The following is a 25396-nucleotide window of genomic DNA, read 5'->3' as shown; positions in this document are numbered from 1 at the left end:
ATTACCTGAATTCAGGATATGTTAATGGGCAAAGACCTGCCATCAAACACCCCGTCAGGGGAAATGACATTCGATCACAAGATAGTGACTGTGGAGCGCGCCGCCGGAGAATTACGGCGTGGAAGGCCTGTGCTTGTGGCGACAGGTGAGGAAGAGCTTGTGGTGTTTCCGCCGGAATTGCTGACCGGGGCCTGGCTGGACAGTCTGAAGGCCGTCGACGGCGGCAGGGTGCATGTGGGCCTCACTTACAACAGGGCCAATGTGCTCAAGGTTTCTCCCCGCAAGGGTGATGTGGCGCTGGTGGAGGTGTCCGATCACATGGACAGTACAGCGATCCAGTTCATGGTGGATCCGGCCGACGATCTGGACCATCCCATGATGGGTCCCTATAAGGTCGCTGAAAAAGCGGCCGGGCCGCTTCATGAAGCCGGCATCAAGCTGTGCAAGATTGCCCGTTTGTTGCCGGCGGCGGTCTTTGCCGGCCCGGTGCCGAAAGGGCGCTATCCCGATCTGTTGAATGTCACTGCCGAAGAAATTGCCGGCTATGACCTGTCTGACGCTTTATCCCTTGAACAAGTCACCTCGGCACAAGTGCCGCTGGAAGGGGCGGAAGATACGGAAATTGTTGCTTTCCGGCCGAAAGATGGCGGTACCGAGCATTTCGCTATCCTGATCGGCGATCCCAACCGGCATGATCCGGTACTGGCCCGTATCCATTCCGAATGCTTTACCGGCGATCTGCTGGGCAGCCTGAAATGCGACTGCGGCGACCAGATGCGGGGCGCCATCAAATTCATGCGGGAGCAGGGCGGCGGCGTGCTTCTCTATCTGGCCCAGGAAGGCCGGGGGATAGGTTTGGTCAACAAACTCAGGGCCTATCATCTCCAGGATCAGGGGTTTGATACCGTGGATGCCAACGAGCGGCTCGGTTTTTTCAGTGACGAGAGAATTTTCGAACCGGCGGCGCAGATGCTCAAGAAGCTGGGCTTTTCCGCAGTGCGCCTGCTGACCAATAACCCGGACAAGGTCGAGGGGCTCAAAGCCTGCGGGGTCACGGTCACCGAACGGGTTGAGCACAAATTCCCGTCAAATGCCCATAATGAATTCTATCTCAGGACCAAGAAGAAACGCTCAGGCCACTTGCTCTGACATCTAGAGCAGGTCGTGTTTTTTCAACTGATGCCTGAGCTGGTGATAGGTCAGGTTCAGGTAAACGGCCGTATCCCGCTGGTTGTGTTTATTGGCCTTGAGGGCTTTCTGCAACAGGTCCTTTTCCACTTTGGCAACGGTTTCGTTATAGTCTGTTGGACCCAGCGTCTCCGGCATGACGGGGGAGTCATGGTTCGGTGACTGGGTGGCGGTCTTTGTCGTCCTGTTCTGTTGAAACGGGCCGGCGGGTTTTGGCCGCCAGGGGGAGCGAAAGGGATCAAGCTCCAGAATATGGACCGGTTCGAATTCATCTTCCGCATGATAGACCGCCCGCTCCACCACATTTTTCAGTTCGCGAATATTACCCGGCCAGTGATAGTCCTGCAGGGCCTCGATCATATCCTCGGAAAAGCCGGGGAAGGAGGACCAGTCCCGGTCATGGGCGGCCCGCTGCCCGAAATGGAAGGCCAGCAGGATGATGTCCTCTTTGCGGGCCCGAAGCGGCGGCAGGGTAATAACATCCAGCGCCAATCGGTCCAGCAGGTCGTGCCGGAACTCGCCGGCGTCTGCAGCAGAGGGCAGGTCAATGTTGGTGGCACCGATCAGACGTACATCAACAGTCAGGACCTTGTTGCCGCCCACGCGCTGGAACGTGCCATATTCGGTGATGCGCAGAATTTTTTCCTGGGCGGACATGGAGCAGGTGGCGATCTCGTCCATGAAAAGTGTGCCGCCGTGGGCTTCCTCAAAGCGACCTATTCTTTTGCTGGTCGCGCCGGTGAAGCTGCCGGCTTCATGGCCAAACAGTTCGGATTCGAGAAGGCTTTCGGTCAGCGCCGCGCAATTGACCTGGATAAAATTGCTTTCCCAGCGCGGGGACAGAAAATGCAGGCGGGCGGCGATCAGCTCCTTGCCGGTGCCGCGTTCGCCGATGACAAGCACGGGACGTCCGTGTTTTGCGGCCCGTGACGTCTGGTCAATGACTTCCAGAAAGGCCGGGCTTTCACCGATAATAGATTGATCCTGCGGGGTCGACATGAATTTTGCCAATTATTTAAAAAAATTATCAAAAGGTAGCGTAATTCACCAATGGACAATATGCAAGAATTTTTCTCTGTGTAAAATAAATTCAATAAAACAATAGGTTATGAGATTTTTTCAAAACTGGCACGGTTTCTGCAAATATCAAAGCGGGTAGCAGGAATTAAGCTATTAACTTGGAGAAATACAATGGGCATTTTCACACGCCTCAGTGATATTGTGAACTCAAACATCAACCACATCCTGGACAAGGCAGAGGATCCGACAAAAATGATCCGCCTGATGATCCAGGAAATGGAAGACACGCTTGTGGAAGTTCGTTCTTCCGCCGCCCGGGTGATTGCTGACCGCAAGGAGCTGGAACGCAATCTGTCCCGTTTGCAGGCGGCGCAGGGAGAATGGTATGCCAAGGCTGAGCTGGCGCTCAGCAAGGATCGTGAGGATCTGGCCAACGGTGCTTTGATGGAGCGCGCCAAACTTGCGGAAATGGCCGAGCGTCTTGAAAACGACCGGGGACCACTGGAAGAAGCGCTGACCAAATATGAAGGCGATATCATTTCCCTGGAAGCCAAGATCAAGGAAGCCAAGGTCAAGCAGAAATCCCTGATTGAGCGTCAGCGGTCTGCCTCAAGCCAGCTTCGGGTCCGCGAGAAGCTTTATGACAACCGTATCGAGGATGTCATGACACGTTTTGGCCAGATGGAACGTCGTGTTGAAGAAACCGAAAGCCGCGTCGAGGCGGCGGATATGGGCCGCGAGAAAACGCTGCATGATGAGTTTGCCGACCTGGAAGCCCAGCAGAAAGTGGCTGCTGAACTGGCGGAGCTGAAGGCCAAAATGTCCAAAGGCGCCGACAAGGAAAGCAAGACCAAGAAAAAATAACTCGGGCCGGGGCGTGCCCCCGCCCGTGGGGATATAGCATCAAAGGAGAAGTCTGAAATGGCTGAAGTATTCGGAATATTGTTCCTGACCATCTGTGCGCCGCTGTGGATTATTTTCCATTACATTACGAAATGGAAATCCTCGAAGACGCTGACCAGCGAAGACGAGCAGATTCTCGGCGACCTTTATGATAGTGCGGAAAAGATTGAAAGCCGCCTGAATAATATCGAGCGCATCCTGGATGCGGAATCCCCGGACTGGAGGACCAAATAATGTCTCCTCATCCCGAACATAACGCCCCCAAATACAATAAACTGTATCTGGACAAGAAAAATGCGAAGATTTCCGGTGTTTGTGCCGGCCTGGCGGATTACTTCGGCATGGATGTCACACTGATCCGGATTATCACGGTCATTGCCTTTATCTTCTTCGGCGGCCCCCTGATCCTGATCGGCTATATACTGCTGGCCTGGATGCTGGACCCCCGGCCCATCGATCTCTATCACACGGAGAAGGAGGGTGAGTTCTGGAAGAATGTTCGGGTCAAACCACGCAACACCATCCGGGACGTGCGCTACAAGTTCCGTGAAATTGAAAAACGCCTGCGGGCGGCCGAAGCTCATATCACGTCAAGTGAGTACAAGCTTCACAAGGAATTCCGCGATCTGGAGAATGACAAATGAGCTATTACAAAGATGACTATTATGAGCGTTCCTCCCGCCGGCTGTACAAGGACAGCTTCAGGGGCAAGATCTGCGGTGTATTCGCCGGCCTTGGGGACTATCTGGGGATCAACCCGGGACTGTTGAGACTACTGGGAGTGATCGGCATCTTCATGACTGGCCCCGCTATTATTGTCGCCTACTTCATCGCCGCCCTGGTGATGAGCGAGAAGCCCTTTCATCTCTATCGCTAGGCTAAACGGAAACCGAGGAGGTCAAAATGAATGCATTTGAGATGGTAGTCGTCATTGTGCTGGTGGTTTCCATTGCCAGTGTGATCAAGCACTGGATCAAGCCCGGCAAAGTCGAAACAGATTTGGATCTTGATGAATTGCTGGGTGACCTGGGGCTGGGGGACGACTATTTAAGCAAATCACAGATGCAGCCCCACCTGGAGCGTATCCGCAAGCTGGAAGAACGGGTGCAGGTACTGGAGAGGATAGCAACGGACAAGGGCGCCAACCTGGCCCGGGAAATCGACAACCTGGCCTGACGGTGGCTGGGGAGAAACAACAGAGAGAAATAGAAAAAGAAAAGAGGATGAGATGTTGTTAAAGGAACTGATTGTTGAGCCAGCCAATGATAACCCCTCCCGCGGGGTGCTGAAAGCCGGGGACCGCATATTTCCCTGTGCCCTTGGGAAAGCAGGTCTTGCTCTGGACAAGCAGGAAGGCGATCACAAGACTCCCGTGGGGCAGTTTCCCCTGAGGACCGTTTTTTATCGCTATGACAAGTTGTCTAAGCCGATTTACAGTCAGGTACCCATGCTGGCGATCCTGCAGGAAGACGGCTGGTGCGACGATCCGAAGGATGCGGCTTATAACCAGCCGGTGATGTTGCCCTATCATGCCCGTGCGGAACGGCTGTGGCGGGAGGACGACCTTTATGACGTGCTGGTTGTTCTGGGGCAGAATGACAACCCTGTGGAGCCGGGAAAAGGCAGCGCCATTTTCCTGCATGTGGCCCGGGGTGACGATCCGGAAAGTTTTGAAGGCACAGAGGGCTGCGTTGCCCTGCAGAAAGAGCATCTGCTGGAGCTGCTACCCGACCTGTCGCCGGAGACAACCCTGAAAGTGGTCGTCAATTAAGCCCCTGCGATTTACAGAATTTTTTATTGGACTCATGCGTCTGATATCTTCCACTCCCGGCCCCTGTTTTCAGGGTGCCGGGCTTTTTTAGCCTCCAGCCTTCTAGTACCCCGGGCGGGTGCCGAAGACGGCGGTGCCGATGCGCACATGGGTGGCGCCGTGCCGGATGGCGGTTTCAAAGTCTCCGCTCATGCCCATGGACAGGATATTGATGTCATTTCTTCGGGCAATCTCCGCCAGCAGATCGAAATAGGGGGCCGGATCTCCTTCCGCCGGGGGAATGCACATCAGGCCAGCGACGGTGAGGCCCAGCTCATCCCGGCACAGGTGGATGAAGTCGTCGGCCTCCTCCGGGGCGATACCGGCCTTTTGTTCTTCACGGCCCACGTTGACCTGGACATAGACATCCCGGCGGAGCCCCTCTTCCTCGAAAATGCGGGCCAGGGCGCGGGCCAGTTTGGGCCGATCGACAGTTTCGATCACATCAAACAAATGGACGGCCTGCCGGACCTTGTTGGTTTGCAGCGGGCCGATCAGATGGAGGCGCACATCGGGAAATTTTTGCCGGAGCGCCGGCCATTTTTCGGCCGCTTCCTGAACCCGGTTTTCCCCAAAAAGGCGCTGCCCTGCTTCCAGAACCGGCGTAATGACGTCAAGCCCGTGAACCTTGGAGACCGCCACCAGTTTCACATCTTCCGGGGGGCGGCCTGCGGATTCGGCGGCAGTGGCGATTTTGTTCAGTACTTTTTCAAGCGCTCTGGTCACGTCTTTTGTCCTGCGTTATGGTGCGGTCATGTTTTATCAGCGTCGGTCCCTGGCAGCAAGTGCCCAAAAGCTTTATGGACGAACCCGGCCCGACTGGCCGCTGGGCCCGACCGTCTATCTGACCGATGCCAGGGTCCATCCGGACCCGGAACCCGTTCTCGGCTGTCTGCCCCGGGGCAGCGTGGTGATCCTTCGGGACTATGACCATCCGCAACGGGAAACCCTGGCCTTCCGGCTGGCGGAGGCCTGCCGGAAACGACACCTCAATCTTCTGGTCGGGGCGGATGACAGGCTTGCCGCCAGGGTCGGGGCCGCCGGGGTTCATCTGCCCGAGGGACTTGTCGGCCGCCTGCCTTTGCTCAGGCAGAAATATCCGGCCCTGTTCTTTACCACGGCATGTCATTCCGAGTGCGCAACGATCCGGGCGGAACGGCTCGGGGCTGATGCCCTATTGCTTTCCCCGGTGTTTCCCACCCTGAGCCATCCGGAAAGCTTTTCACGGCCCGGCCGGACACTGGGGCCGGTCCGGCTTGCCGGTCTGTGCCGGCGGACAAGTCTTCCGGTTTACGCCCTGGGCGGGATTACGATGGCAAATGTGCGCAGACTTCGGCATATTCCGCTGGCGGGAATTGCCTCAATTCGCGGTTACGGTCAATAGACTCAGAAATTAACGTTGGTGCCGAGCAGGAAGACCTGGGTATCGGACAGGTGATCCTGTTCCTGATTCTGGCCATAGGTATAATAGGTGAATCGACCGGTGAAATGCAGGTTGGGCAGCAGACTGTATCCTGCGCCGACCTCAAGGGCATAAATCTTGTCAAAATAGTCCACGGTGGAAGACAAATAGTCGATTTCATAATTGCGGCGGTATTCGGCGAAGCGGACATCAGTGAACCAGCTGCGGCCGCGATAGCCGAGACCCACATCAAAACCGCTCAGGTTCAGATCGGCAAGGCTTTTTTCCCGGCTGAAGGAAGCGCCTATGGAAAAGCCTGCATAGGCCACGTCCAGTGACAGGTTATAAACCTGGCGGTTGCGCAGGTCGAACTGCGAGCCGTCATATAGCGGTGACAGGATTGATGACGGGCTGACCAGGAAACTGGAGCCCACAGAAATGTCAAAAGTGTTCGGGTCCAGTCTGCGGTCGGCCGGGCCATAGGAAAAGGTGACCCTGTTGCCTGCCATGAGGCCGTCAAACAACCCGCTTGAAAGTTGCAGGTTTCCTCCTGCGGTGTCCATTGGCTGCATGTTGAACAGGAGGGAGGGTTTGCTTTCGCTGGATTTTTCCACCTTGAAGCCGGATTTTTGCTTGCGGCTTTCGAGCTGCGCCGGGTCAGTCAGGTAGATATACTGGTCGGCGGTTTCCGCCGTTGGCCGGTCAAAGATGATTTCCACTTCGTCGCCGGGGGCTGAGGCCTGGTTACCTTTCGGGGCATCGAAGGAGCTCCTGATCGGCTGCATCCCGAAATCCACGGTTTCCACTTTCATCTGGGCATGGGCGAAACTGCCGCTCAGTATAAAACCGACAGCATAAGCCAGTGCCAATGTGCCTGTGGGCCGTTTCAAAGGTGTTTCCTCAAGTTCTGTCTGCTTCCGGGCAGAGTTTAAATGTTACATTAACTACGCTGCTAAACTCACTGCCTGAGAATTATTTTTATATTATGACAGTATAGGCTTTAGCGGCAAAAAATCAAATGGATTTCAGGCCATCCAGGTTCGGTACCGGCATATTCCTTCAGATGTAAAGTCCCGAAGGGGCACAACCGGAAGTTTTTGTTGGAACATAGTTTGGCCAAGAAAATCTTGTCTGATTTCTATCAAACGGATAAACAGCTTTAATAAGCGAAAGTCAAGGGGTATGATGCCCCGGTTTATGAAAGCCTGGAACCAGGAAAAACGACAGATCATTTATGCGTAACAGACGAATGGAAGTTGCATGATTTTTAAGCGGATAAAAAACAAGACAGCAGGGGGCAGGCAGAGTGCAGGGGCGAGGTTCGCTGCGATTACGGTGCTGGCGGCACTGATGCTTTCCCTGGGAGGTTGCAGCATTTTCGGCGGCGGGGATGAGGGCGCGTCCGAGGCCAGACTGGAAGCCGCCGAAGAGGTTTATCAGATTGGCGTCAATGCCTATCTGTGGCGGGCGTCACTTGACACCATTGCTTTCATGCCGATTTTGCAGGCAAGCCATTCCAGTGGTGTGATCCTGACGGACTGGAAGACCAATCCGCGCGACGCCAACGAGAGAACCAAGGCGGAAATCCACATTGTCGGCAAGAAGCTTCGCGCCGATGCCATTCGGGTTGTCATTCACCGCGAACAGAAGCAGGGGAATGACTGGGTGAGTGTTACGGCGCGTCCGGGAGCCGAGTTCAAGCTGACCAATGCGATTCTCCTTCAGGCGCGGACGCTGCGGCGGAACAATGCGCCGCTGAAAAACTGAGAAAACCGACCGTCCGACGGCGGGCAGCAAGAATATAGAACATACACGGGATCCGTCTCAGGCTGTGCCGCGACGGGTCCTCCTTGATTTAAGATCAGGGACAAAAGATCGGGAAGTGAAAGAATGACACGCTATAATGCCGGTGTAACCGAAGCAAAATGGCAAAAAGCCTGGGAAGACCGGCAGACCTTCAAAGCCGTCGAGGACACCTCGAAACCGAAATATTATGTGCTGGAGATGTTCCCTTATCCCTCCGGCCGGATTCACATGGGCCATGTGCGCAACTACACCCAGGGGGATGTGGTAGCGCGTTATCGCCGGGCGACGGGTTACAATGTGCTGCATCCCATGGGCTGGGATGCATTCGGTATGCCGGCGGAAAACGCGGCCATGGAAAACAAGGTGCATCCGGCCAAATGGACCTATGAAAATATCGATCATATGAAAGGCCAGTTGAAGCAGATGGGCCTGTCACTGGACTGGTCCCGGGAAATTGCCACCTGTGATCCGGAATATTATGGCCAGGAACAGGCCATGTTCCTGGATTTCCTGGAAGCCGGACTGGTGTACCGAAAGGAAAGCTGGGTCAATTGGGACCCGGTGGACAATACGGTTCTGGCCAATGAGCAGGTTGTGGATGGCTGTGGCTGGCGCTCCGGGGCGCCGGTGGAACGACGCAAGCTGAGCCAGTGGTTCCTTAAGATTACTGATTTTGCCGATGAGCTGAATACGGCGCTGGGCTCGCTCGAGCGCTGGCCGGAGAAAGTCCGCTCCATGCAGGAAAACTGGATCGGCCGGTCCGAAGGCCTGAGACTGAATTTCAACATTCACGGCGTGAATGGCCATGACAGCCTGGAAATTTATACCACCCGGCCGGATACGATCTTCGGGGCCTGTGGCATGGCGGTGGCAGCGGATCATCCGCTGGCGGACAAGCTTGCCGAGAATAACCCCGACCTGGCGACCTTTATCGAGGAATGCCGCAAGGGAGCTACCACCGAAGAAGCCATGGAAAAGATGGAAAAGAAAGGCTTCGATACGGGTATCAAGGCCACCAGCCCCTTCGAGCCGGGTCGGGAGCTGCCGGTTTTTGTCGCCAATTTCGTGCTGATGCATTACGGCACCGGCGCCATCTTCATGTCCGCGGCCCATGACCAACGCGATCTGGATTTTGCCCATAAGTATGGTCTGGACGTGCGCACGGTGGTTTCTCCTGACGGGGACGAAAGCTTCAAAGTGGATCGGGAGGCTTACACGGACCCGGGAATTGTGATCAACAGTGATTTCCTTAACGGTCTGGACAATGCGGCGGCCAAGGCGGCCATCATTGACAAGGCCGAGCAAATGGACGTGGGCAAACGGACGGTCAATTTCCGTCTGCGTGACTGGGGCGTTTCCCGCCAGCGGTACTGGGGCGCCCCGATCCCGGTAATCCATTGCGAATCCTGCGGCGTGGTACCCGTGCCCAAATCCGATCTACCTGTGAAATTGCCGGATGATGTCACCTTTGACAAGCCGGGCAACCCGCTGGACCATCACCCGAGCTGGAAGAATGTGGACTGCCCCTCCTGCGGCACGCCCGCACGGCGGGAGACGGATACTTTCGATACATTTATTGATTCGAGCTGGTATTTCGCCCGCTTTACCTCACCGGATTCAGAATCGCCCTTTGACCGGGAGGCCGCCGATTACTGGTTGCCGGTGGATCAGTATGTGGGCGGGGTGGAACATGCTATTCTGCATCTGCTCTATTCCCGGTTTTTTACCCGGGCCATGAAAAAAGTAGGTCTGCTGGACATTGACGAGCCTTTTGACGGCCTGTTCACCCAGGGCATGGTCTGCCACGAGACCTATCAGGATGGGGCCGGTGCCTGGATCAGCCCGGCGGAACTGGTCAGGCAGGAGGACGGTAGTTATGTAACCCGCAAGGATGGCGAGCCGGTCACTGTGGGCCGGTCTATCAAGATGTCCAAGTCCAAAAAGAATGTGATTGATCCCACGGAAATCATCGACCAGTACGGCGCCGATACGGCCCGCTGGTTCATGCTGTCCGACAGTCCGCCGGAACGTGATCTGGAATGGACTGAAGAGGGGATCGAAGGCGCCTGGCGTTTCAGCCAGCGTCTGTGGCGTCTGGTGATCGGCAATATCGAGGCTACCACCGGAGTCACCGGTGCCGAAGAGCCTGCTGACTTCAGTGCACAGGCCCGTGACCTGCGCCGGATGAGCCATCAGAGCATTGCCCAGGTCGGCAAGGATATCGAGAATTTCCATTTCAATAGCGCCGTGGCCCAGCTCTACAAGTTCGCCAATGCCATCGGTAGCTACAAGTCCGACGGCAGCGCCGGGGACCTGTTTGCCCTGAGGGAAGCTCTGTTCACCATCGTCCAGCTTTCGGCGCCCATGATGCCGCACCTGGCCGAGGAAATGTGGGAGCAGCTTGGCGGCGAAGGGCTGGTGACCGACGCGTCCTGGCCCGAGGCACGGGTCGAGTTGATGCAGGAAAGCACCGTGACCATTGCCGTGCAGGTGCGCGGCAAATTGCGCGATACCATGGAAGTGGCCAAGGATATGGACAAGTCCGAGGTGGAGCGCCTGGCTCTCGACCTGCCGAAAGTGAAAAGCAGTATCGAGGGGCAGGAAATCCGCAAAGTCATTGTGGTGCCGAACAAGATCGTTAATATTGTTGTCTAGTCTTTTTCTCACGGGGAACCTGGCCCATATGTTCAGAACCGGATTGATCGCCTTGCTGCTGATGACCCTTGCCGCCTGTGGATTTAAACCCATGTACGGCAGTATGTCGGGGCAGGGCCGGGACCTTGATCAGATCATGGCCAATATCCGTGTCGATGATATCCGTGATGCGGACGGGCGCAATTCCCGCATCGGACAGGTCATTCGCAACAACATGATGAGCCGTCTCAGGGCCAAGGGAGCCCGGGAGGCCGTGGAGTATTCCCTGAAGGTCACATTCCAGGTGGAAGAGCACGGCTACGGCTTCACAGAGGATGAATCTGTCACAGCCCAGAGCCTGAAGCTTACGGCGCTCTACAGGCTTGAGAATATCGCAACCGGTGAAAAGGTGATGGAAGATGCGGCCCGGGCGCTGGTAACCTTTGATCTGGTACAGTCTGACTACTCCAATATGGTGGCCCGAAACGCGGCGCTGGAACGATTGTCGGATGAAGTGACGACCCGTATTGCCACGCGTATCGGCGCCTTTTTCAGCGCCAACCAGCAGAGGCAGCAGAAAGAGGTGGCGCCCGGCCAATGAAAGTCCAGTATCGCGATATAGAAAGCCAGGTGAAAAAGCTGGATCCGAAATATGGTGCGGTGCTGGTTTACGGTCCGGACGAGGGACTGGTGCGCGAGCGGGCGGAGAAAATTGCTAAACAGGTGGTGGAGGATCTGAAGGATCCTTTTCTGGTGGCCAACCTTGAGCCCGATACCCTGAAATCCGAACCGGCTTTGCTGGCCGATGAGGCGGCGGCCATATCCATGATGGGGGGGCGGCGTGTGATCCGGGTTGACGGGGCCGGGGAAAATGCCAAAGAGGCGGCTAAATCCTTCCTGGAGAGCGCCCTGGAAAATAACCGTGAAGACGGTCTCGTGGTCATTACCGCCGGTAACCTGAAGCCGTCCTCGGGCCTCAGGAAACTATTCGAGGCGGCGAAAAACGCCGCCGCCATACCCTGTTATGAAGATAATCAGATGGCCCTTGAGGGGCTGATCATGTCGGTAATGCGGGATAATCATCTTCGTATCGAGTCCGACGCGGTGGCCTATCTGCAGGCTAATATGGGTAGTGACCGAATGATTTCGAGAAGCGAACTCGAAAAGCTTGTCACCTATATGGGCCAGCCGAAAAACGGTGAAACGCTGACCGTTACTCTCAAAGACGCCCGGGCCTGTGTCGGGGACAGCGGGGCCCTGACGCTGGACATGATCGCCAAGGCGACCAGTGGCGGCGACCTGCGTAATCTTGATGACGTGCTGTTCAAATCCTTTAACCGTGGTGAAAATCCGATCAGCATTCTCTATGCGGTATCGCGGCGGCTGCAACGAATGCATTTCGTACGTGGCATGATGGACCAGGGGCAGGGGGCGGAACAGGCCATGGGCAAGCTTGTGCCCCGGGTGTTTCCCATGGAAGCGGCCCAGTTCAAGTCGCATCTGTCCAGATGGACGACAGATGGGCTCAGCCGGGCGCTGGAGATTGTCATGTTGGCGGAACAGGACTGCAAGACGACGGATATGCCGTCAGAAACCATCTGTGCCCGGGCTTGTCTGAGGATCGCCAACGCGGCCCGCGCCCGTCGCTGACCCCGGGTCAGGAGCGGAAATCCGGTTTTCGTTTATTCAGAAAGGCCTCAACGCCTTCCCTGTGGTCCGGCCCGTCAAAGGCTTCGTTGAACAGGGCCTCGGACGTTTCATCATCTTCGCGCCGGCCGTTAAGAACCTGTTTGATGTTCTGTTTGATATGATGCAGGCTGTAGGCAGAATTGGCGATCATCCCGGCGGCCAGTTTCCGGGCTTCCTCTTCCAGTCGGTCATCGGGAAAAACGTCATTGATCAGTCCTATTCTGAGCGCCCGTTCTGCAGGAAAAATATCTGCCGTATACAGGATCTGCTTGGCTTGTGCCGGTCCGACCAGATCCACCAGGCGCCGGGTATCGCCAAGGCCGTAGACAAGCCCGAGCTTTGCCGGGGTGATGCCATACTTTGATTTTTCATCGCCCAGGCGGATATCACAGCACAGGGCAAGCATGCAGCCGCCGCCGACACAGGCCCCCTGAATCATGGCCACGGTAGGGAAGGGACAATCCTCAAGCGCCCGGCAGGCGGCCCGGATGGCTTTGCGGTTTTGGTCCCGGGCTTCCGTGTCGGACATGAATAGTTCGAATTCACTGATATCGGCGCCGGCGGAAAAGAACCCCGGATTTTCCGAGCGGATGATCAGCGCCTTGATTTCCTTGTCGTCGCGAGCCTGTTCCACCAGGGAAGAAATCCTCTCCCACATGGATTTGTCCAGAGCATTCTTCCGGTCAGGCCGGTTTAGTACCAACCAGGCAATATTATCGGTTTTTTTCAGGTAAATATCTGCGTCGGCCATAGCGTATCCCTGTCTGTGAGGCAGACGACAGAATAACGTTCAGGAAAAGGAGGGCAATACCTAAAAAAGGGCTGTGGCACGTACCCGGTTTCCCTTGCCGAGATATTCAAGCGTGTCAAAGCTTGTCTCCCTTGCCAGGGCAATGCCCCGGCCAAGGGGCAGGGAGCTTGGTTCTATTTTGGCGGAGATGAAGCTATCCACATCAAAACCGTTCCCCTGATCGGTAATCTGAAAGACGACTTCGTTGTCTTTCAGTTCAAATTCCACCTCCACATACCTGTCTCTATATGCCGGTTCTCCGAGACGCTGGAGAACTTCTTTCTGCATGGTGCCGTGTTCCAGGAGTTTTCTTTTTTCCTCAAATGAAATGCCGAGGTTGCCGTGTTCAATGGCGTTTGCCAGAAGTTCAAATAATCCGAAGGCAATCCTGTCCGGCTCGGGGCAGCTCAGTGACAGCATGGTGGCGACTTTTTCCGCCTGCAGGAAGTTTTTGATCCGGAAAGTCCCTTTCTGGATATAGCCGATAACGGATTCCCGGCTTTCGATTTCCTGCCGCAGGCTGCGACGTTGCCGAAGGTCTTCCATTGCCGATTCGACGAGGGAGTGAAGAGAGACAGCCTTGAAGGGTTTGTGAAGCCAGTAAATGCTGCCGGAATATTTTTGCCTCAGGTTTTCATAGTTTTCCTCATGTTCGACGATCACGATCAGCGGCAGGTCCCGTAGGGATTTGTTGGCATTCAGGTCGCGAACCAGCTCTGTGCCGTCTTGTTGCAAAACCTCGTCACTCAGCAGAATGGCGTGTTCAGGATCTTTTCGGGATGAGGTAATTTCAAGAAGTTTGTTGAATGTTTCAGTCGCGGTCTTTGTATGCAGGCTGCCAATGTTCTGAGAGGAGAATAATGCCCCCATCTCTTTTTCGTTCAGTCCTGCATTGTCGATGATTATCAACGTCATCTGTGATGTGACTTCCATTTTATTGTCGCCGGTCAGCATTCTGATCCGGCGATATCATGATGGCTTTCTGAAACTCCGGAGATGCCACCAAAACGAGCATAGTAATAGTCTTAAATGCTTACTTTCCTGTTAACAATACCTTGATTAAGCTATATTTTTAAAGCAACATAAAAGTATTCTAAATTTATAATTTTAGTTGTGCTGTTTAAATCATTGTTAATTTTTACTTATTAATATTCGAATTAAAGAAACATTATTTAGAAGTGTCTCTCCGGAAGGCTGTCTCCCCAGTGGGGCGTGTTCCGAATGCAAGGGCAAGTTATTAAATCACATTAGTTTATCAGACCAAGAGGAATAGTCATGAAATACAAGCTGGAAACTGCAAATAACAGTTTTGAAGCGGTTCTAAGCGAGAAGATTACTTTTTCGGACCTGGAAGGTTTTCGGGAAATAATCAGAAAAATGCAGGAGGCGTCCGCCTCTGAAAACGTAATGAATCTTGCGGAAGTTGAATTTATTGATTCTGCCGGGCTTGGGATGCTTTTGCTGGCCAAGGATGAAATGGGTAAAATTTCTTCCAAGCTTGTGCTCAAAAAGCCCCAGGGCCAGGTCAAAAGAATGTTTGATGTTGCGCAGTTCGACAAAATGTTCGAAATAGTATGATATTTGGGGACCGGGAAACCGGTTCTTTTTTAGAGGCTAAAAAGGCAGGAGAAGATGGTGGTTGGTGAACCATCTATAAGTCAGGAATCCCTGTCCGGGTGTATACTCATTGTGGATGATGTGGATCTTAACCGGCTCCTCATCTCTTCTTATCTGAGCAAGGGCGGGTTCGAAAATCTGCATTTTGCAGTGGACGGGATCGACGCGCTTGAAAAGATAGAGCAACTCAATCCTGATCTCGTGATCCTTGATCTGATCATGCCCAATATGGATGGCTTCGAGGTTTGCCGTACCCTGCGGAAACAGGCGATATATCAGGACCTGCCAATCCTCGTGCAGACGGCCATGTCCGAACCGGAAGAAAGAGTGCAGGCTTTTGAAGCCGGTGCGACTGATCTTGTTTCCAAACCCTTATCTCCCATGGAGCTGATTTCCCGGACCCGGATTCATCTGGAGAACCGGTTGCTGTTACGCGACCTGAAAAGCTATCAGAGCCGCTTGACCCGGGATCTGGAGGTGGCGCGCGAAATGCAAAAGGCGCTGATGCCGGCCCAGAATTTTCTGGATCATGTTGAAAATGACTTGAATGTCCGCATTCTCTATCAATATGAAAGTTCGGATGAGCTTGGCGGTGACTTCTGGGGCGCCAGGGACATGGAGGACGGCAGGCTTTTCTTCTATATAGTGGATTTTGCCGGGCATGGTGTTTCGGCAGCCCTGAATACGTTCCGTCTTCATTCTATCATTGACCAGGCCGAGACGATCCCGTCGCCGGAAATCTATCTGAGCGACCTGAATAAGCTTCTCTACCGCTTATTGCCGACGGAGCAATATGCAACAATGTTGTGTGGTTTTATTGACGTGGCCGCCGGCACTATTGTCTATTCCAGTGCTGCCTCGACAGCGCCGATGATCGGGCGTCCCGGCAGCGGAGAGGTCAGGCTTCTTGATCCCGCCGGTTATCCGCTGGGGGCAATGGAACAGGCCACCTTCGAGAGGCGCGAAGTTCCTTTTGCACCGGGCGACCTGATGTTCCTCTACAGTGACGTTCTGACGGAAACGCCGGGCAGGGACGACAGGTCCCTGGAAGAAGAGGGGTTGCTCGAGCTGTTTCGGAAATCCCTGACAGACTCCCGTACGGAATTGTCCATCTGTGAAATTATGTCGGGGAATATTGAACAGGTCCTGAAGCGTCCCTATCAGGATGATATGACAGCCGTCTTCCTGCGGGCTCTCGACCGATAGGTTTTTCCTTTATCAATTCTGTTCCTGAAATAGTTGCCGGGTGGCCTGTCAGGCAGACATGTTGAGCATGACCATGACTGACAGGACATAGGAAACCAGGAAGGCAATAAAGAAATTTTCGATTTGTGCCTTTAACATATCTTGCTCCCCTCATGCAGTAATGCACTGCAGTATATTCTAACATATTGTTATACGATTCCGATATGTATCGGTAACCGATTGAATCCACGGATTGAATCAGGGTGTCCCAAATCGGGACTCACGAAATGCTTGAGACTCGGGCATTTATGGCGCTAGAATGGCCGAAAAAGGGGAGCGCCAAATGGATAGGGAATTTCAATCTTTTAGGGAATTTTATCCCTTCTATCTGTCGGAGCATTCGGACAGCATCTGCCGTCGCCTGCATTTTCTGGGTACCGGCCTTGTCATTATGATAGCGTTATATGCTGTTTTTACCCTGCAGTTTATAATGTTGTGGCTGCTGCCTGTACTGGGGTACGGATTTGCCTGGATTGGTCATTTTGTCTTTGAAAAAAACCGGCCGGCAACATTCAAACACCCTGTTTACAGCCTGATGGGTGACTTTGTCATGTTCCGGGACATGCTGACCGGCAGGGTTTCTTTTTAACGCGAGCCTCACAAATTCTGCTTTCTTCCTTACGGTGTTTCCGCTAACGTTTTTAACCGGAGGGAGATTGGGAGAAAACGAGTGCAGATTGCCACTCTCGCTGATATTGAGAAAATAGAACAAGTATCGTTAGGGGAACGGCTTGGCGGCCTGGAGACAAGCTATGCCGTCTTTCAGCAGGCGGCCCGGCAGGCGCCGGACAAAACGGCGCTGATATTTCTTTCTTCGGCCGACGACGATGAAGCCCTGCGTATCTCCTATGCTGAGCTTTTTTGGCGCATAAATCAGACAGCCAATCTGCTGCATGACCTCGGTCTCGGGCCTAATGATGTGGTCACCCTTATTTTGCCGAATCTGCCTCAGACACATTTTTTCCTCTGGGGTGGTGAAGCGGCGGGTATCGTCAACCCAGTTAACCCCTTTCTTGAAGTGGAGCATATTGCCGGCATCGTGAAAGCCGCCGGCAGCAGGGTGCTTGTGGCGCCCGGCCCCGTACCCGGGGCCTCACTTGCGAACGAATTTTGGCATAAGGCCCTCAGCGTGAGGGAACATTGCGAAAATCCGGTGACCCTTATCCAGGTCGGCGGCGTCCCCCAGGAGGGCGAAAATATCGTCTGTTATGAGCAGGTCATTTCCACCTATGGCGGGGAGGCACTGGATAGTAACCGTCAAATCCGGCCGGAGGATATTGCCTCCCTGTTCCATACCGGAGGAACCACCGGCGTGCCGAAACTGGCCCGGCATACCCATTTCAATGAGGTCAGCGATGCTTTCATGACGTCCATGGTCGGGGGGACTGACGAGACCTCCGTGGCCCTATGCGGCCTGCCGCTTTTCCATGTCAATGCGGCCATCGTTACCGGACTTTCCTGTTTTATACACCGGGCGACGGTGCTTCTGGCGACGGCAGGAGGATACCGGACTCCCGAGGTTATCCACAATTTCTGGAAACTGATTGACCGGTATGGCGTTACTTTTTTTTCCGGGGTTCCCACCCTTTATGCCGGGTTACTGAACATTCCAATCGGTGCCTCGGATGTTACCTCCCTGAGATATGCCATTTGCGGCGCCGCGCCGATGCCTCGAGAGATCATTCGACGATTTGAGGCAGCGACGGGCCTGTCCCTTCTGGAAGGATATGGCCTTACGGAAGGGACCTGTGTCAGTTCCTGCAACCCACGTGACGGAGAACGACGGGTGGGATCAATCGGATTCCGGCTGCCTTACCAGGAAATGAAGTCCGTGCAACTGGATCAGGATGGTAAGTATATCCGTGATAGCGAGGCGGACGAGATCGGCGCCATTGTGATCCGCGGACCGAATGTGTTTCCGGGCTATGTGCAGGAAGATGCCAACAGGGATATCTGGCTCCAGGATGGCTGGCTCAATACCGGGGACAGGGGGCGGCAGGATATTGACGGGTATTTCTGGCTGACCGGGCGCAGCAAGGAGCTGATCATCCGCGGCGGTCACAATATTGATCCGGCCGTGATCGAGAATGCCCTGGTCAAACATGATGCCGTGTCGCAGGTGGCCGCCGTCGGACAACCGGACCCTTATGCGGGCGAACTTCCGGTGGCTTATATTGTTCTACAGCCCGGAGTTGAGGTTAAGAAAGACGATATTTTGGAGTTTTCCCGAAATAATATTTCGGAACGGGCGGCAATACCGAAAGAAATATATTTTATTGATGAAATACCGTTGACTGCGGTTGGAAAACCTTTCAAACCAGCTCTCAGACACGATGCAACCAGGCGGGAATGTGAAAAAGTCCTGGCGGAAATCGGGGCCGTGGACACGGTGGAAATTGAGAATGATCCGGTCCACGGAACAGTAGCAAAGATTACCCTGAAACCGGGCGCAGACCCGGATGCAGAGACCCGGATACGTGCCATATTGGGAGCATATGCCTTCAGATGCGAGATTGAAGGCTGAGTAGAAAGAACATCAAAAAGAGGGATGAATTATGGCGATAGCCAAACATGAAAAATGGTCGTCGGGGGCAACCTTCCTGCTGGCGGCGATCGGTTCGGCCGTGGGTCTTGGCAATATCTGGCGTTTCCCCTATGTGGTTGGCGAGAATGGCGGCGGTGCTTTTGTGCTGCTTTATATCGGTATGGTGATCCTGTTCGGTATTCCGGTGGTGATGACCGAACTTCTGATCGGCCGGCGCTATCAGATGAGCCCGGTAAACTCGCTCGCCACGATCGGTGCGGATAAACCGGCGAAAAGGCTGTGGAAGGCGCTGGGCTGGTCCTATGTGCTTGTGCCCATCGGTATTCTGTCCTTTTACGGCGTGGTCGCCGGCTGGACGCTGAACTATGTGGTCAAGATGGGATCCGGTTCTCTCAGCGGTGTGGATTCAGCGGAGGTTGAAGCAATCTTTGGCGGTGTGTTGAGCGATCCGGTGACCATGATCTTCTGGCAGACGGTGGCCATGCTGATCACCATGGGCATTGTCGCCCGCGGTGTTAAAGGCGGGCTTGAAAAAGCCGTGGAAATCCTGATGCCGGCCCTGTTTATCATTCTCATCGCCCTGGTGGCCTACGCTCTGTATGCGGGCAATGTGGAACGGGCAATGGAATTCCTGTTCCAGCCGGACTTCAGCAAACTGACTGCCAGGAGTGTCCTGGAGGCAGCCGGTCAGGCCTTCTTCTCCCTGTCTCTCGGCAGCGGGGCGATCATGACCTACGGGGCTTACCTTACCAAGGATATTTCCATTCCGAAAATGTCCTGCGGCGTGGCTTTTGCCGATACGCTTGTGGCGTTGCTGGCGGGGCTTGCAATCTTCCCGATTGTGTTTGCCAATGGTCTTGATCCCGAGGCTGGTCCGGGCCTGGTCTTTGTCACCCTGCCCATTGTTTTTGACAGCATGCCGTTCGGTCAGTTTTTCGGAATGTTGTTCTTCCTGTTGATTACCTTTGCGGCGGTAACGTCAACCATCTCCCTGCTGGAGCCAATGGTGTCCTATCTTGAGGAACGGGTGCCGCATATGCGTCTGAAGATGACCCTCCTGGCCGGGGCGGGGACCTGGGCGGTGGGTATTCTGGCGGCTTTGTCGCTGAATGTGATGAGTGATTTCAAGCCGCTGGGCATGTTCAGGACATTTGAGAACATGGGTATTTTTGACCTGCTTGATTATTTCTCCGCCAATGTGTTTATGATGCTGAACGGCCTGCTGATTGCGATCTTTGCCGGCTGGGTCATGAAACGGACGGCATTGCTGGAAGAACTGGGACTTGCCGACAGCTGGCTGTTCAAATTCTGGCGCCTGCTGATCAAGGTGGTGGTGCCCATTGGTCTCGGATATATCTTCTGGGATTTCATTACCGCATAAAAAAAGAAAAGGCCCCAACTTGGGGCCTTTTTTAATTCCGGGTAGGGGATCAGGGGCGAAGCTTCAGGGCCTCAGCAATCCTGCGCCAGTCCACCAGTTTGAAGTTCTGATTTTCCTCAGGCAGGGTGTTAAACCCGTCCTGGGCCATGAACACGCCCAGGGGATAGCCCGGCAGGGGGGTGCTCAGGGCTTCCAGCCCGTCGGTTTCCTGTGAGCCGTCAATGCCGGCTTCCCGATCGTCGATAACCTGGAAGGAGCCCACATAGCCGTAGTCGTTATCCCGGTCGAACAGGGCATATGTATTGTTACCCTGGCTGGAGGCGATCAGATAGCCCTTGCCTTCCCTGGTGTGATAGAGGGCCAGTCCCTCTACATCAGCGGTAAGGGATTTATTGTCGATCCGGCGGATTAATTTTCGATATAGATAGTCCTCTTCGTCTTCTTCTGCCTCCGTGACAACCGGTTCGGCGTGATATTTCCAGATACCGACATTTTCCTCGCCGATATAAAGTTCACCTGTTTTATCGTCGGCCACACAACCCTCGGTCTGTCCGCCAACGGTGAAGGTCCGGACGACTTCCAGTTTCACTTTGCCGTCTCCGGCCGGTACCAGACGCCACTGCTTGTAATCACCAAAATCCTTGTCATTGGCAAAGACATAAAAGCTGCCATCCACACTGCTGTGGTACATACACAGGCCGTAGGGGTCTTCAAAGCCGGTGGCCTGCAGGCCGTCCGCCACATTATGGAGCTCCGTGGTTTCCGGATTAATAGCATACAGGCTGATGCTGTTGTCCGTTCGGTTTGTACTGGCAACAATAGTGACCGTCTTGCCAGCAAGATCAAAGCCGTCGCGCAGGTCCACATTGTTCATACGGCCGTCCGGCAGGTATTGGATGATGTTCCCGTCCAGATCATAGACATACAGGCCGGATTTTTTCTGGGTGCCGATAATGCGGCTTTTTTCCGGATCGGCCGTATTGATCCAGATGGCCATGTCGTCGGCGGCATCGCCGTTCGTTTCCACAGCCGGGGTTTCCATGTTGGCGGTAACGGAGACCAGGCCGGCAGATGGGTTCTCTTCTGCCGGCGGGGTGCAGGCTGCCAACAGGGCAAGACAGGATATCATGCCGCTAGTCGTGAATCTGTTCATTGGGAAAAATCCTTAAATTGTAGGGCGTAAGATACTTCTAATAAGATTAATTCTCACAAATAATACATGTAAGTGTTACAGCTTTGTAACAATAGAAAAATAAACCCGTCTGGAATGAAAATTTCCGGGACATTGGCCCCGGAGGAAAAAACTGTAACCAAAACGGGTGGAAAATGACTGTAAAATCTTCCTTTAAATCTCTTCTTCTGACAACGGCACTGTCTCTGACAACAATAACTTCTGTCGCTTCTGCAGCCGACTTTACCGGTACGGTTCTGGAAGGCTCCGAAAGATATGCGCTTGAAGGCGCCATGGTGGAAATCAGGTCCGAAGGCCTGAAAACAACCACTGATACTGATGGCCGTTTCCGCTTCCGCGGGTTGGCGGCCGGCACCTACGAGGTCAGCATTTCCTATGTGGGTACGGCCCCTGTAACCCGCACCATTACTCTTGGTGAGGAAGATGTCAGTGAAATGTTTGTCTTCGGTCAGGATGATCTGGAAGAAATTGTTGTCACCGGTTTCCGGGGCAGCATGAACAGTTCCCTCAACAAGCAGCGCGCGGCGGACAATATCGCCAACTATCTGTCTGCCGATGCGGCCGGTAACTTCCCGGACCAGAATATTGCCGAGGCCGCCCGCCGACTGGTGGGTGTTTCCATGGAAACTGATCAGGGCGAAGGCCGTTTTGTGATTGTGCGCGGGATAGACCCGAACCTGAACTCTACCACCATCAACGGCACAAGCCTGCCGTCACCCGAAGGCGACGAGCGCAAGGTGGCAATGGATGTGATCCCGTCCGAGCTTTTGGAAACCCTGCAGGTGACCAAGTCGGCCACTCCGGACATGGATGGCGATTTCATTGGCGGTAACATCGAAGTAAAGACCATATCCGGTTTCGACAAGGACGAACGGCTGATCAAACTGAAAGCCGAAGGCAGCTATAACAAGCTGGTTGATGAATTAAGCCCGAAAGTTTCCGCCACTTATGCCGATCAGCTCAGTGAGAAACTGGCCATTGCGGCGTCCGTCAGTTGGCAGGAGCGCAAACACGGTTCCGACAACAAGGAAATCGATGGCGGCTGGAAAACCGAAGATGACGAGGATAATGAAATCAGCGCCTTTTATCCGGCCGAGATGGAGCTTCGTGACTATGTCGTCACCCGTGAGCGTTTCGGCGCGGCCCTGAATATCGACTTCCGGCCTGTGGAAAATACCAATCTCTATCTGCGCTCGCTTTATACAAGATTCAAGGATACGGAATTGCGTCAGCGCACAGAGGTTAAGTTCGAGGACGGTGAATTTGCTGACGGCGCGGCCGAGACCGGCCCGGAAATCTATTTTCTGGAAGCTGAAGCCGACCGCGATCTGAAGGATCGTATCGAAACCCAGAAAATTTTCTCCACTGTTCTCGGCGGGGAAACCTTCCTGGATAGCTGGAGCCTTGAATACAGTGTGTCTTATTCCCATTCCGAAGAACGGGAACCGGATCGTCTGGACACTGATTTCAAATCCGATGAAGACGTGAATGTGGGTGTGGATATTTCCGATCCGCTGCTGCCCTTTGGCATCTTTGCCTCCGATGCGGACCGCGCGCTCTTTACCAATCCCGGCAACTACGAGCTGGACTCCATGGAGTATTCCGACAACATCACCGAAGATGATGAATGGGCCTTCAAGCTGGATGTGCGCCGGGACATGGATTTCGGTGGCAACCAGGGCTACATCAAGTTCGGCGGCAAATATAAGATGCGCGAGAAAACCCGCGACAATACCTTCCTTGTCTATGAGGATCTTGGCGATTTCACCCTGGCAGACTTCCTGACTGATATCGATTATGATATTGATGTGACCCAGGGCGGCATCGGCGCCGACCACCAGGCCCTCAGGGATCACTACACTGCCAATGTGGGAAGTTTCGAGCTTCAGGAAGACGACACAACGCTCGGCTCAGAGGCCCTCAACTATACAGCCAATGAAGATATCATCGCCGGTTATCTGATGGGCAGTGTCGATGTAGACAACCTGCGCGTTGTTGCCGGGGTTCGTGTGGAACATACCGAGTTTGACTCCACGGCCAACCAGGTCATCGTCGGAGACGAGAATGTTATCAATGAAGTCACCGGAGAAAACAGCTATACGGACTGGCTGCCCAGCGTGAACCTGCGTTACGACCTGGACGGCAGCAATGCGGTCTTCCGGGCGGCCTATTACAAGTCTGTGGTGCGCCCGAAAATCGGTGACATGGTGCCCAGCGGGGAGATCGAGGCCGAAGAGGATGACGGCGAGATTATTCGTGAAGGCTCTCTCGGGAATGCCAGCCTGAACCCCTATCGGGCCCATAACTTTGATCTGGGTGTGGAATGGTATCCCAACAACGACTCTATCGTTTCTGCCGGGGTCTTTTACAAGGAAATCAGCAACTTCCACTTCGATCAGACTTTTGAAGACGTCACGCTCAACGGTATCGATTTCGCGGAAGTGGTGCAGCCTCAAAACGGCGAAGACGCCAAGGTCACTGGTATAGAGCTCAACTACCAGCAGCAGCTGACCATGCTGCCGGCCCCGTTTGACGGTCTGCTGGTCGGTGCCAACTACACATACACCGACAGCGAAGGCCAGTATGTGAACGGAGACGGTGAGCTGGTGGATATCCCGCTGCCGAAAACCTCCGAGCATGTGGCCAACGGTATCGTCGGTTATGAAAAAGGCGGTTTTTCCATTCGGGCGGCACTCAGCTATCGCAGCGAATATTTGGATGAAGTCAACGAAGGTGACGGCAACCGTATTGTACTCGGCCGCACTCTGCTGGATGTGACCGCCAGCTATGAAGTGATGGAAAATATCAAGATCTACGGTGAAGTCTCCAACCTGACCAACGAGAAATGGACCGCTGTGTACCGTACCGAAGACGGTGACCGGATGATGCAGTATGATGAATTTGACATGACCATCAACTTCGGTGTCAAAGCCAAATTCTGATCAGAACAGAACGAACAAAAGAGCCCCGGATGTCGGTCCGGGGCTCTTTTATTTTTTGAGACGCTTAACGGAAATGTCGTCTTCCTTAAGGCCCAAAGCGACAAGATCTTCCGGCAGGCCTTCGCCCTGGATGAGGGATGCAGTAATGCGGCTCATGGCGACCGCCGTCTTGATGCCAAATCCTCCCTGTCCTGCGAGCCAGAAAAATCCTTTGGCCTCCGGGTCGAAACCCGCGACCGGATGATGATCGGCCACATGGTTTCTAAGGCCTGCCCACTGATGATCGATCCTGGGTACCGGATGACCTATGGCCTCTTCCAGATGGTAGGCGGCATAGGCCACATCCATTTCCTCCGGCCGGGCATCGCAGGGGTCTGACGGGGTCTGGTCCATGGGGGAGACCAGGATTTTTCCGGCGTCGGGTTTGAAATAAAATGTATTCTTCGCCTCGGTGACAAAGGGCCAGTTGTGGATATCCTGTCCCGCAGGCGGGTCCACCAGAATGGCGGTTCGGCGCAGAGGCTGAATGCCGATGGGGGCGACATCGGCAAGCTTGGCGACTTCATCTACCCAGGCGCCGGCGGCATTGACCAGCACCGGGACCTCATAGGTGCCTGTCGGGGTGCTGACGCGCCAGCCGGCGGCGGTGCGTTCAATGGCTTCCGCCGGTGAACCGGTAATGACTTTGCCGCCCCGGGACCGAAGGCCACGGAGGAAGCCTTCATGCAGGGCGTGAACATCCATATCAAAAAAATCCCGTTCCAGCAGGGCTTTCTCCTGATAGGGTTCGGTGAGAACGGGGAGCATGCCAAGGATTTCTTCCCGCCCGATCCAGGCCACGTCGTCGGTCACCTGGGCAAGATCGTCATGGAGCCTTGCCAGCGGTGCGAAATCGTCGCGGTGACAGATGGTCAGGTGCCGCCTCGGGCTCATCAGGGCATGTTCCGAGAATCCCGCCGGGGGATTTTTCAGAAAGTCGGTGCTGCCCAGCACCAGGGCCCTGAGGACAGGATCGCCCTGCCCGTACGTGGCGCTATAGACGGCGGCGGATCGACCCGTGGTGTGATAGCCGGGCTGGGCTTCCCGTTCCAGAAGAATGACCTTGCCCAGTGCGGACAATTCATAACCGGCGCCTGCTCCGGCGATACCCCCGCCGATAATGATAAAGTTTGCTTCTGTCTCCGTCAGGGTCATGGAAGAATATCCTTTCCTTCTTCCGGATGTATACTCTG

Annotated in this window: 25 protein-coding genes; 18 read left to right on the top strand and 7 right to left on the bottom strand. The window is 54.5% G+C overall.

Features of this window, described 5'->3' with window-relative positions:
• The first annotated feature begins 24 nt into the window (after positions 1-24).
• Entirely contained in the window at positions 25-1149 is a 1125-nt protein-coding gene (gene ribA / locus ACN0YD_RS13040) for a GTP cyclohydrolase II (protein WP_417320469.1), read from the top strand.
• Positions 1150-1152: 3 nt separating this feature from the next.
• Here the strand turns inward: ribA and pspF are convergent, their stop codons facing one another.
• A complete protein-coding gene (gene pspF / locus ACN0YD_RS13035; RefSeq protein ID WP_417320467.1) occupies positions 1153-2187 on the bottom strand; it encodes a phage shock protein operon transcriptional activator in 1035 nt (344 codons plus the stop codon).
• Between the two features lie 192 nt (positions 2188-2379).
• Between pspF and pspA the strand changes: the two genes are divergently transcribed.
• Genes pspA through ACN0YD_RS13005 form a run of 6 tightly spaced genes read left to right on the top strand, consistent with a single transcriptional unit; the run spans position 2380 to position 4882 of the window.
• Positions 2380-3072 (top strand): phage shock protein PspA, encoded by a 693-nt coding sequence (pspA, locus tag ACN0YD_RS13030; RefSeq protein WP_417320465.1) that lies wholly within the window; start codon positions 2380-2382, stop codon positions 3070-3072.
• Between the two features lie 57 nt (positions 3073-3129).
• The gene (pspB, locus tag ACN0YD_RS13025; RefSeq protein ID WP_417320463.1) at positions 3130-3345 is read left to right on the top strand and encodes an envelope stress response membrane protein PspB; all 216 of its coding nucleotides are present in this window, start codon (positions 3130-3132) and stop codon (positions 3343-3345) included.
• Positions 3345-3755 carry an envelope stress response membrane protein PspC gene (gene pspC / locus ACN0YD_RS13020; protein WP_417320461.1) on the top strand — a complete coding sequence of 137 codons (411 nt, stop codon included), beginning with the start codon at positions 3345-3347 and terminating at the stop codon, positions 3753-3755. The genes pspB and pspC overlap by 1 nt, the downstream gene beginning before the upstream one ends.
• The gene (locus ACN0YD_RS13015) at positions 3752-3988 is read left to right on the top strand and encodes a PspC domain-containing protein (RefSeq protein ID WP_417320459.1); all 237 of its coding nucleotides are present in this window, start codon (positions 3752-3754) and stop codon (positions 3986-3988) included. Before pspC ends, ACN0YD_RS13015 begins: the two co-directional genes overlap by 4 nt.
• A 26-nt stretch (positions 3989-4014) precedes the next feature.
• The gene (locus tag ACN0YD_RS13010) at positions 4015-4287 is read left to right on the top strand and encodes a hypothetical protein (RefSeq protein WP_417320458.1); all 273 of its coding nucleotides are present in this window, start codon (positions 4015-4017) and stop codon (positions 4285-4287) included.
• 52 nt (positions 4288-4339) lie between these two features.
• A complete protein-coding gene (locus ACN0YD_RS13005; RefSeq protein ID WP_417320456.1) occupies positions 4340-4882 on the top strand; it encodes a L,D-transpeptidase family protein in 543 nt (180 codons plus the stop codon).
• Between the two features lie 102 nt (positions 4883-4984).
• On the opposite strand, the gene ACN0YD_RS13000 is transcribed toward ACN0YD_RS13005, so the two are convergent.
• Positions 4985-5647, bottom strand: coding sequence for a YggS family pyridoxal phosphate-dependent enzyme (locus tag ACN0YD_RS13000; RefSeq protein ID WP_417320454.1), 663 nt, complete (start codon positions 5645-5647; stop codon positions 4985-4987).
• A gap of 28 nt (positions 5648-5675) precedes the next feature.
• Here ACN0YD_RS13000 and ACN0YD_RS12995 point away from each other — a divergent pair, with 28 nt between their 5' ends.
• On the top strand, positions 5676-6305 hold the full coding sequence (locus ACN0YD_RS12995; protein WP_417320453.1) for a thiamine phosphate synthase: 630 nt from the start codon (positions 5676-5678) through the stop codon (positions 6303-6305).
• 2 nt (positions 6306-6307) lie between these two features.
• Here ACN0YD_RS12995 and ACN0YD_RS12990 read toward each other — a convergent pair whose 3' ends face one another.
• Positions 6308-7213, bottom strand: a complete 906-nt coding sequence (locus ACN0YD_RS12990) for a hypothetical protein (RefSeq protein ID WP_417320451.1) — start codon at positions 7211-7213, stop codon at positions 6308-6310.
• A 370-nt stretch (positions 7214-7583) separates the two neighbouring features.
• Here ACN0YD_RS12990 and ACN0YD_RS12985 point away from each other — a divergent pair, with 370 nt between their 5' ends.
• From ACN0YD_RS12985 to holA, 4 genes are all read left to right on the top strand, one after another.
• The gene (locus ACN0YD_RS12985; protein ID WP_417320449.1) at positions 7584-8090 is read left to right on the top strand and encodes a DUF3576 domain-containing protein; all 507 of its coding nucleotides are present in this window, start codon (positions 7584-7586) and stop codon (positions 8088-8090) included.
• Positions 8091-8213: 123 nt separating this feature from the next.
• Positions 8214-10784, top strand: coding sequence for a leucine--tRNA ligase (gene leuS / locus ACN0YD_RS12980; RefSeq protein WP_417320447.1), 2571 nt, complete (start codon positions 8214-8216; stop codon positions 10782-10784).
• Positions 10785-10812: 28 nt separating this feature from the next.
• The gene (locus ACN0YD_RS12975) at positions 10813-11364 is read left to right on the top strand and encodes a hypothetical protein (RefSeq protein WP_417320445.1); all 552 of its coding nucleotides are present in this window, start codon (positions 10813-10815) and stop codon (positions 11362-11364) included.
• Entirely contained in the window at positions 11361-12413 is a 1053-nt protein-coding gene (holA, locus tag ACN0YD_RS12970) for a DNA polymerase III subunit delta (RefSeq protein ID WP_417320444.1), read from the top strand. The genes ACN0YD_RS12975 and holA overlap by 4 nt, the downstream gene beginning before the upstream one ends.
• A 7-nt stretch (positions 12414-12420) precedes the next feature.
• On the opposite strand, the gene ACN0YD_RS12965 is transcribed toward holA, so the two are convergent.
• Together ACN0YD_RS12965 and ACN0YD_RS12960 are read right to left on the bottom strand one after the other, a co-directional pair.
• The gene (locus ACN0YD_RS12965; protein ID WP_417320442.1) at positions 12421-13203 is read right to left on the bottom strand and encodes an enoyl-CoA hydratase/isomerase family protein; all 783 of its coding nucleotides are present in this window, start codon (positions 13201-13203) and stop codon (positions 12421-12423) included.
• 60 nt (positions 13204-13263) lie between these two features.
• Positions 13264-14175 (bottom strand): ATP-binding protein, encoded by a 912-nt coding sequence (locus ACN0YD_RS12960; protein WP_417320440.1) that lies wholly within the window; start codon positions 14173-14175, stop codon positions 13264-13266.
• A gap of 342 nt (positions 14176-14517) precedes the next feature.
• Between ACN0YD_RS12960 and ACN0YD_RS12955 the strand changes: the two genes are divergently transcribed.
• The 5 genes from ACN0YD_RS12955 (at position 14518) to ACN0YD_RS12935 (ending at position 20030) form a co-directional block, all read left to right on the top strand.
• Positions 14518-14820 (top strand): STAS domain-containing protein, encoded by a 303-nt coding sequence (locus tag ACN0YD_RS12955; RefSeq protein ID WP_417320438.1) that lies wholly within the window; start codon positions 14518-14520, stop codon positions 14818-14820.
• Between the two features lie 54 nt (positions 14821-14874).
• A complete protein-coding gene (locus tag ACN0YD_RS12950; RefSeq protein ID WP_417320436.1) occupies positions 14875-16065 on the top strand; it encodes a SpoIIE family protein phosphatase in 1191 nt (396 codons plus the stop codon).
• A 322-nt stretch (positions 16066-16387) separates the two neighbouring features.
• Positions 16388-16693 carry an Mpo1-like protein gene (locus tag ACN0YD_RS12945; protein ID WP_417320434.1) on the top strand — a complete coding sequence of 102 codons (306 nt, stop codon included), beginning with the start codon at positions 16388-16390 and terminating at the stop codon, positions 16691-16693.
• An 81-nt stretch (positions 16694-16774) separates the two neighbouring features.
• Positions 16775-18628 (top strand): acyl-CoA synthetase, encoded by a 1854-nt coding sequence (locus ACN0YD_RS12940; RefSeq protein WP_417320432.1) that lies wholly within the window; start codon positions 16775-16777, stop codon positions 18626-18628.
• A gap of 31 nt (positions 18629-18659) precedes the next feature.
• The gene (locus ACN0YD_RS12935; protein WP_417320430.1) at positions 18660-20030 is read left to right on the top strand and encodes a sodium-dependent transporter; all 1371 of its coding nucleotides are present in this window, start codon (positions 18660-18662) and stop codon (positions 20028-20030) included.
• Between the two features lie 49 nt (positions 20031-20079).
• On the opposite strand, the gene ACN0YD_RS12930 is transcribed toward ACN0YD_RS12935, so the two are convergent.
• Positions 20080-21183 carry a phytase gene (locus ACN0YD_RS12930; RefSeq protein WP_417320428.1) on the bottom strand — a complete coding sequence of 368 codons (1104 nt, stop codon included), beginning with the start codon at positions 21181-21183 and terminating at the stop codon, positions 20080-20082.
• A gap of 173 nt (positions 21184-21356) precedes the next feature.
• Here ACN0YD_RS12930 and ACN0YD_RS12925 point away from each other — a divergent pair, with 173 nt between their 5' ends.
• Complete coding sequence (locus ACN0YD_RS12925; protein WP_417320426.1) at positions 21357-24164, top strand: TonB-dependent receptor; 2808 nt, start codon at positions 21357-21359, stop codon at positions 24162-24164.
• Between the two features lie 48 nt (positions 24165-24212).
• Here the strand turns inward: ACN0YD_RS12925 and ACN0YD_RS12920 are convergent, their stop codons facing one another.
• On the bottom strand, positions 24213-25358 hold the full coding sequence (locus tag ACN0YD_RS12920) for an NAD(P)/FAD-dependent oxidoreductase (protein ID WP_417320424.1): 1146 nt from the start codon (positions 25356-25358) through the stop codon (positions 24213-24215).
• Positions 25359-25396: the final 38 nt, after the last annotated feature.

Source organism: Emcibacter sp. (assembly GCF_048269205.1).
Lineage (GTDB): Bacteria > Pseudomonadota > Alphaproteobacteria > Sphingomonadales > Emcibacteraceae > Emcibacter.
The sequence above is the reverse complement of the archived record's forward strand: the minus strand, read 5'-3'. Positions and strand labels throughout refer to the sequence as shown.

Bases quoted from the DNA above. Each gene is read 5' to 3' on its own strand.
- ribA (WP_417320469.1), top strand. From the start codon at position 25: ATGGGCAAAGACCTGCCATCAAACACCCCGTCAGGGGAAATGACATTC.
- pspF (WP_417320467.1), bottom strand. From the start codon at position 2,187: ATGTCGACCCCGCAGGATCAATCTATTATCGGTGAAAGCCCGGCCTTT.
- pspA (WP_417320465.1), top strand. From the start codon at position 2,380: ATGGGCATTTTCACACGCCTCAGTGATATTGTGAACTCAAACATCAAC.
- pspB (WP_417320463.1), top strand. From the start codon at position 3,130: ATGGCTGAAGTATTCGGAATATTGTTCCTGACCATCTGTGCGCCGCTG.
- pspC (WP_417320461.1), top strand. From the start codon at position 3,345: ATGTCTCCTCATCCCGAACATAACGCCCCCAAATACAATAAACTGTAT.
- ACN0YD_RS13015 (WP_417320459.1), top strand. From the start codon at position 3,752: ATGAGCTATTACAAAGATGACTATTATGAGCGTTCCTCCCGCCGGCTG.
- ACN0YD_RS13010 (WP_417320458.1), top strand. From the start codon at position 4,015: ATGAATGCATTTGAGATGGTAGTCGTCATTGTGCTGGTGGTTTCCATT.
- ACN0YD_RS13005 (WP_417320456.1), top strand. From the start codon at position 4,340: ATGTTGTTAAAGGAACTGATTGTTGAGCCAGCCAATGATAACCCCTCC.
- ACN0YD_RS12995 (WP_417320453.1), top strand. From the start codon at position 5,676: ATGTTTTATCAGCGTCGGTCCCTGGCAGCAAGTGCCCAAAAGCTTTAT.
- ACN0YD_RS12985 (WP_417320449.1), top strand. From the start codon at position 7,584: ATGATTTTTAAGCGGATAAAAAACAAGACAGCAGGGGGCAGGCAGAGT.
- leuS (WP_417320447.1), top strand. From the start codon at position 8,214: ATGACACGCTATAATGCCGGTGTAACCGAAGCAAAATGGCAAAAAGCC.
- ACN0YD_RS12975 (WP_417320445.1), top strand. From the start codon at position 10,813: ATGTTCAGAACCGGATTGATCGCCTTGCTGCTGATGACCCTTGCCGCC.
- holA (WP_417320444.1), top strand. From the start codon at position 11,361: ATGAAAGTCCAGTATCGCGATATAGAAAGCCAGGTGAAAAAGCTGGAT.
- ACN0YD_RS12965 (WP_417320442.1), bottom strand. From the start codon at position 13,203: ATGGCCGACGCAGATATTTACCTGAAAAAAACCGATAATATTGCCTGG.
- ACN0YD_RS12960 (WP_417320440.1), bottom strand. From the start codon at position 14,175: ATGGAAGTCACATCACAGATGACGTTGATAATCATCGACAATGCAGGA.
- ACN0YD_RS12955 (WP_417320438.1), top strand. From the start codon at position 14,518: ATGAAATACAAGCTGGAAACTGCAAATAACAGTTTTGAAGCGGTTCTA.
- ACN0YD_RS12950 (WP_417320436.1), top strand. From the start codon at position 14,875: ATGGTGGTTGGTGAACCATCTATAAGTCAGGAATCCCTGTCCGGGTGT.
- ACN0YD_RS12945 (WP_417320434.1), top strand. From the start codon at position 16,388: ATGGATAGGGAATTTCAATCTTTTAGGGAATTTTATCCCTTCTATCTG.
- ACN0YD_RS12935 (WP_417320430.1), top strand. From the start codon at position 18,660: ATGGCGATAGCCAAACATGAAAAATGGTCGTCGGGGGCAACCTTCCTG.
- ACN0YD_RS12930 (WP_417320428.1), bottom strand. From the start codon at position 21,183: ATGAACAGATTCACGACTAGCGGCATGATATCCTGTCTTGCCCTGTTG.
- ACN0YD_RS12925 (WP_417320426.1), top strand. From the start codon at position 21,357: ATGACTGTAAAATCTTCCTTTAAATCTCTTCTTCTGACAACGGCACTG.
- ACN0YD_RS12920 (WP_417320424.1), bottom strand. From the start codon at position 25,358: ATGACCCTGACGGAGACAGAAGCAAACTTTATCATTATCGGCGGGGGT.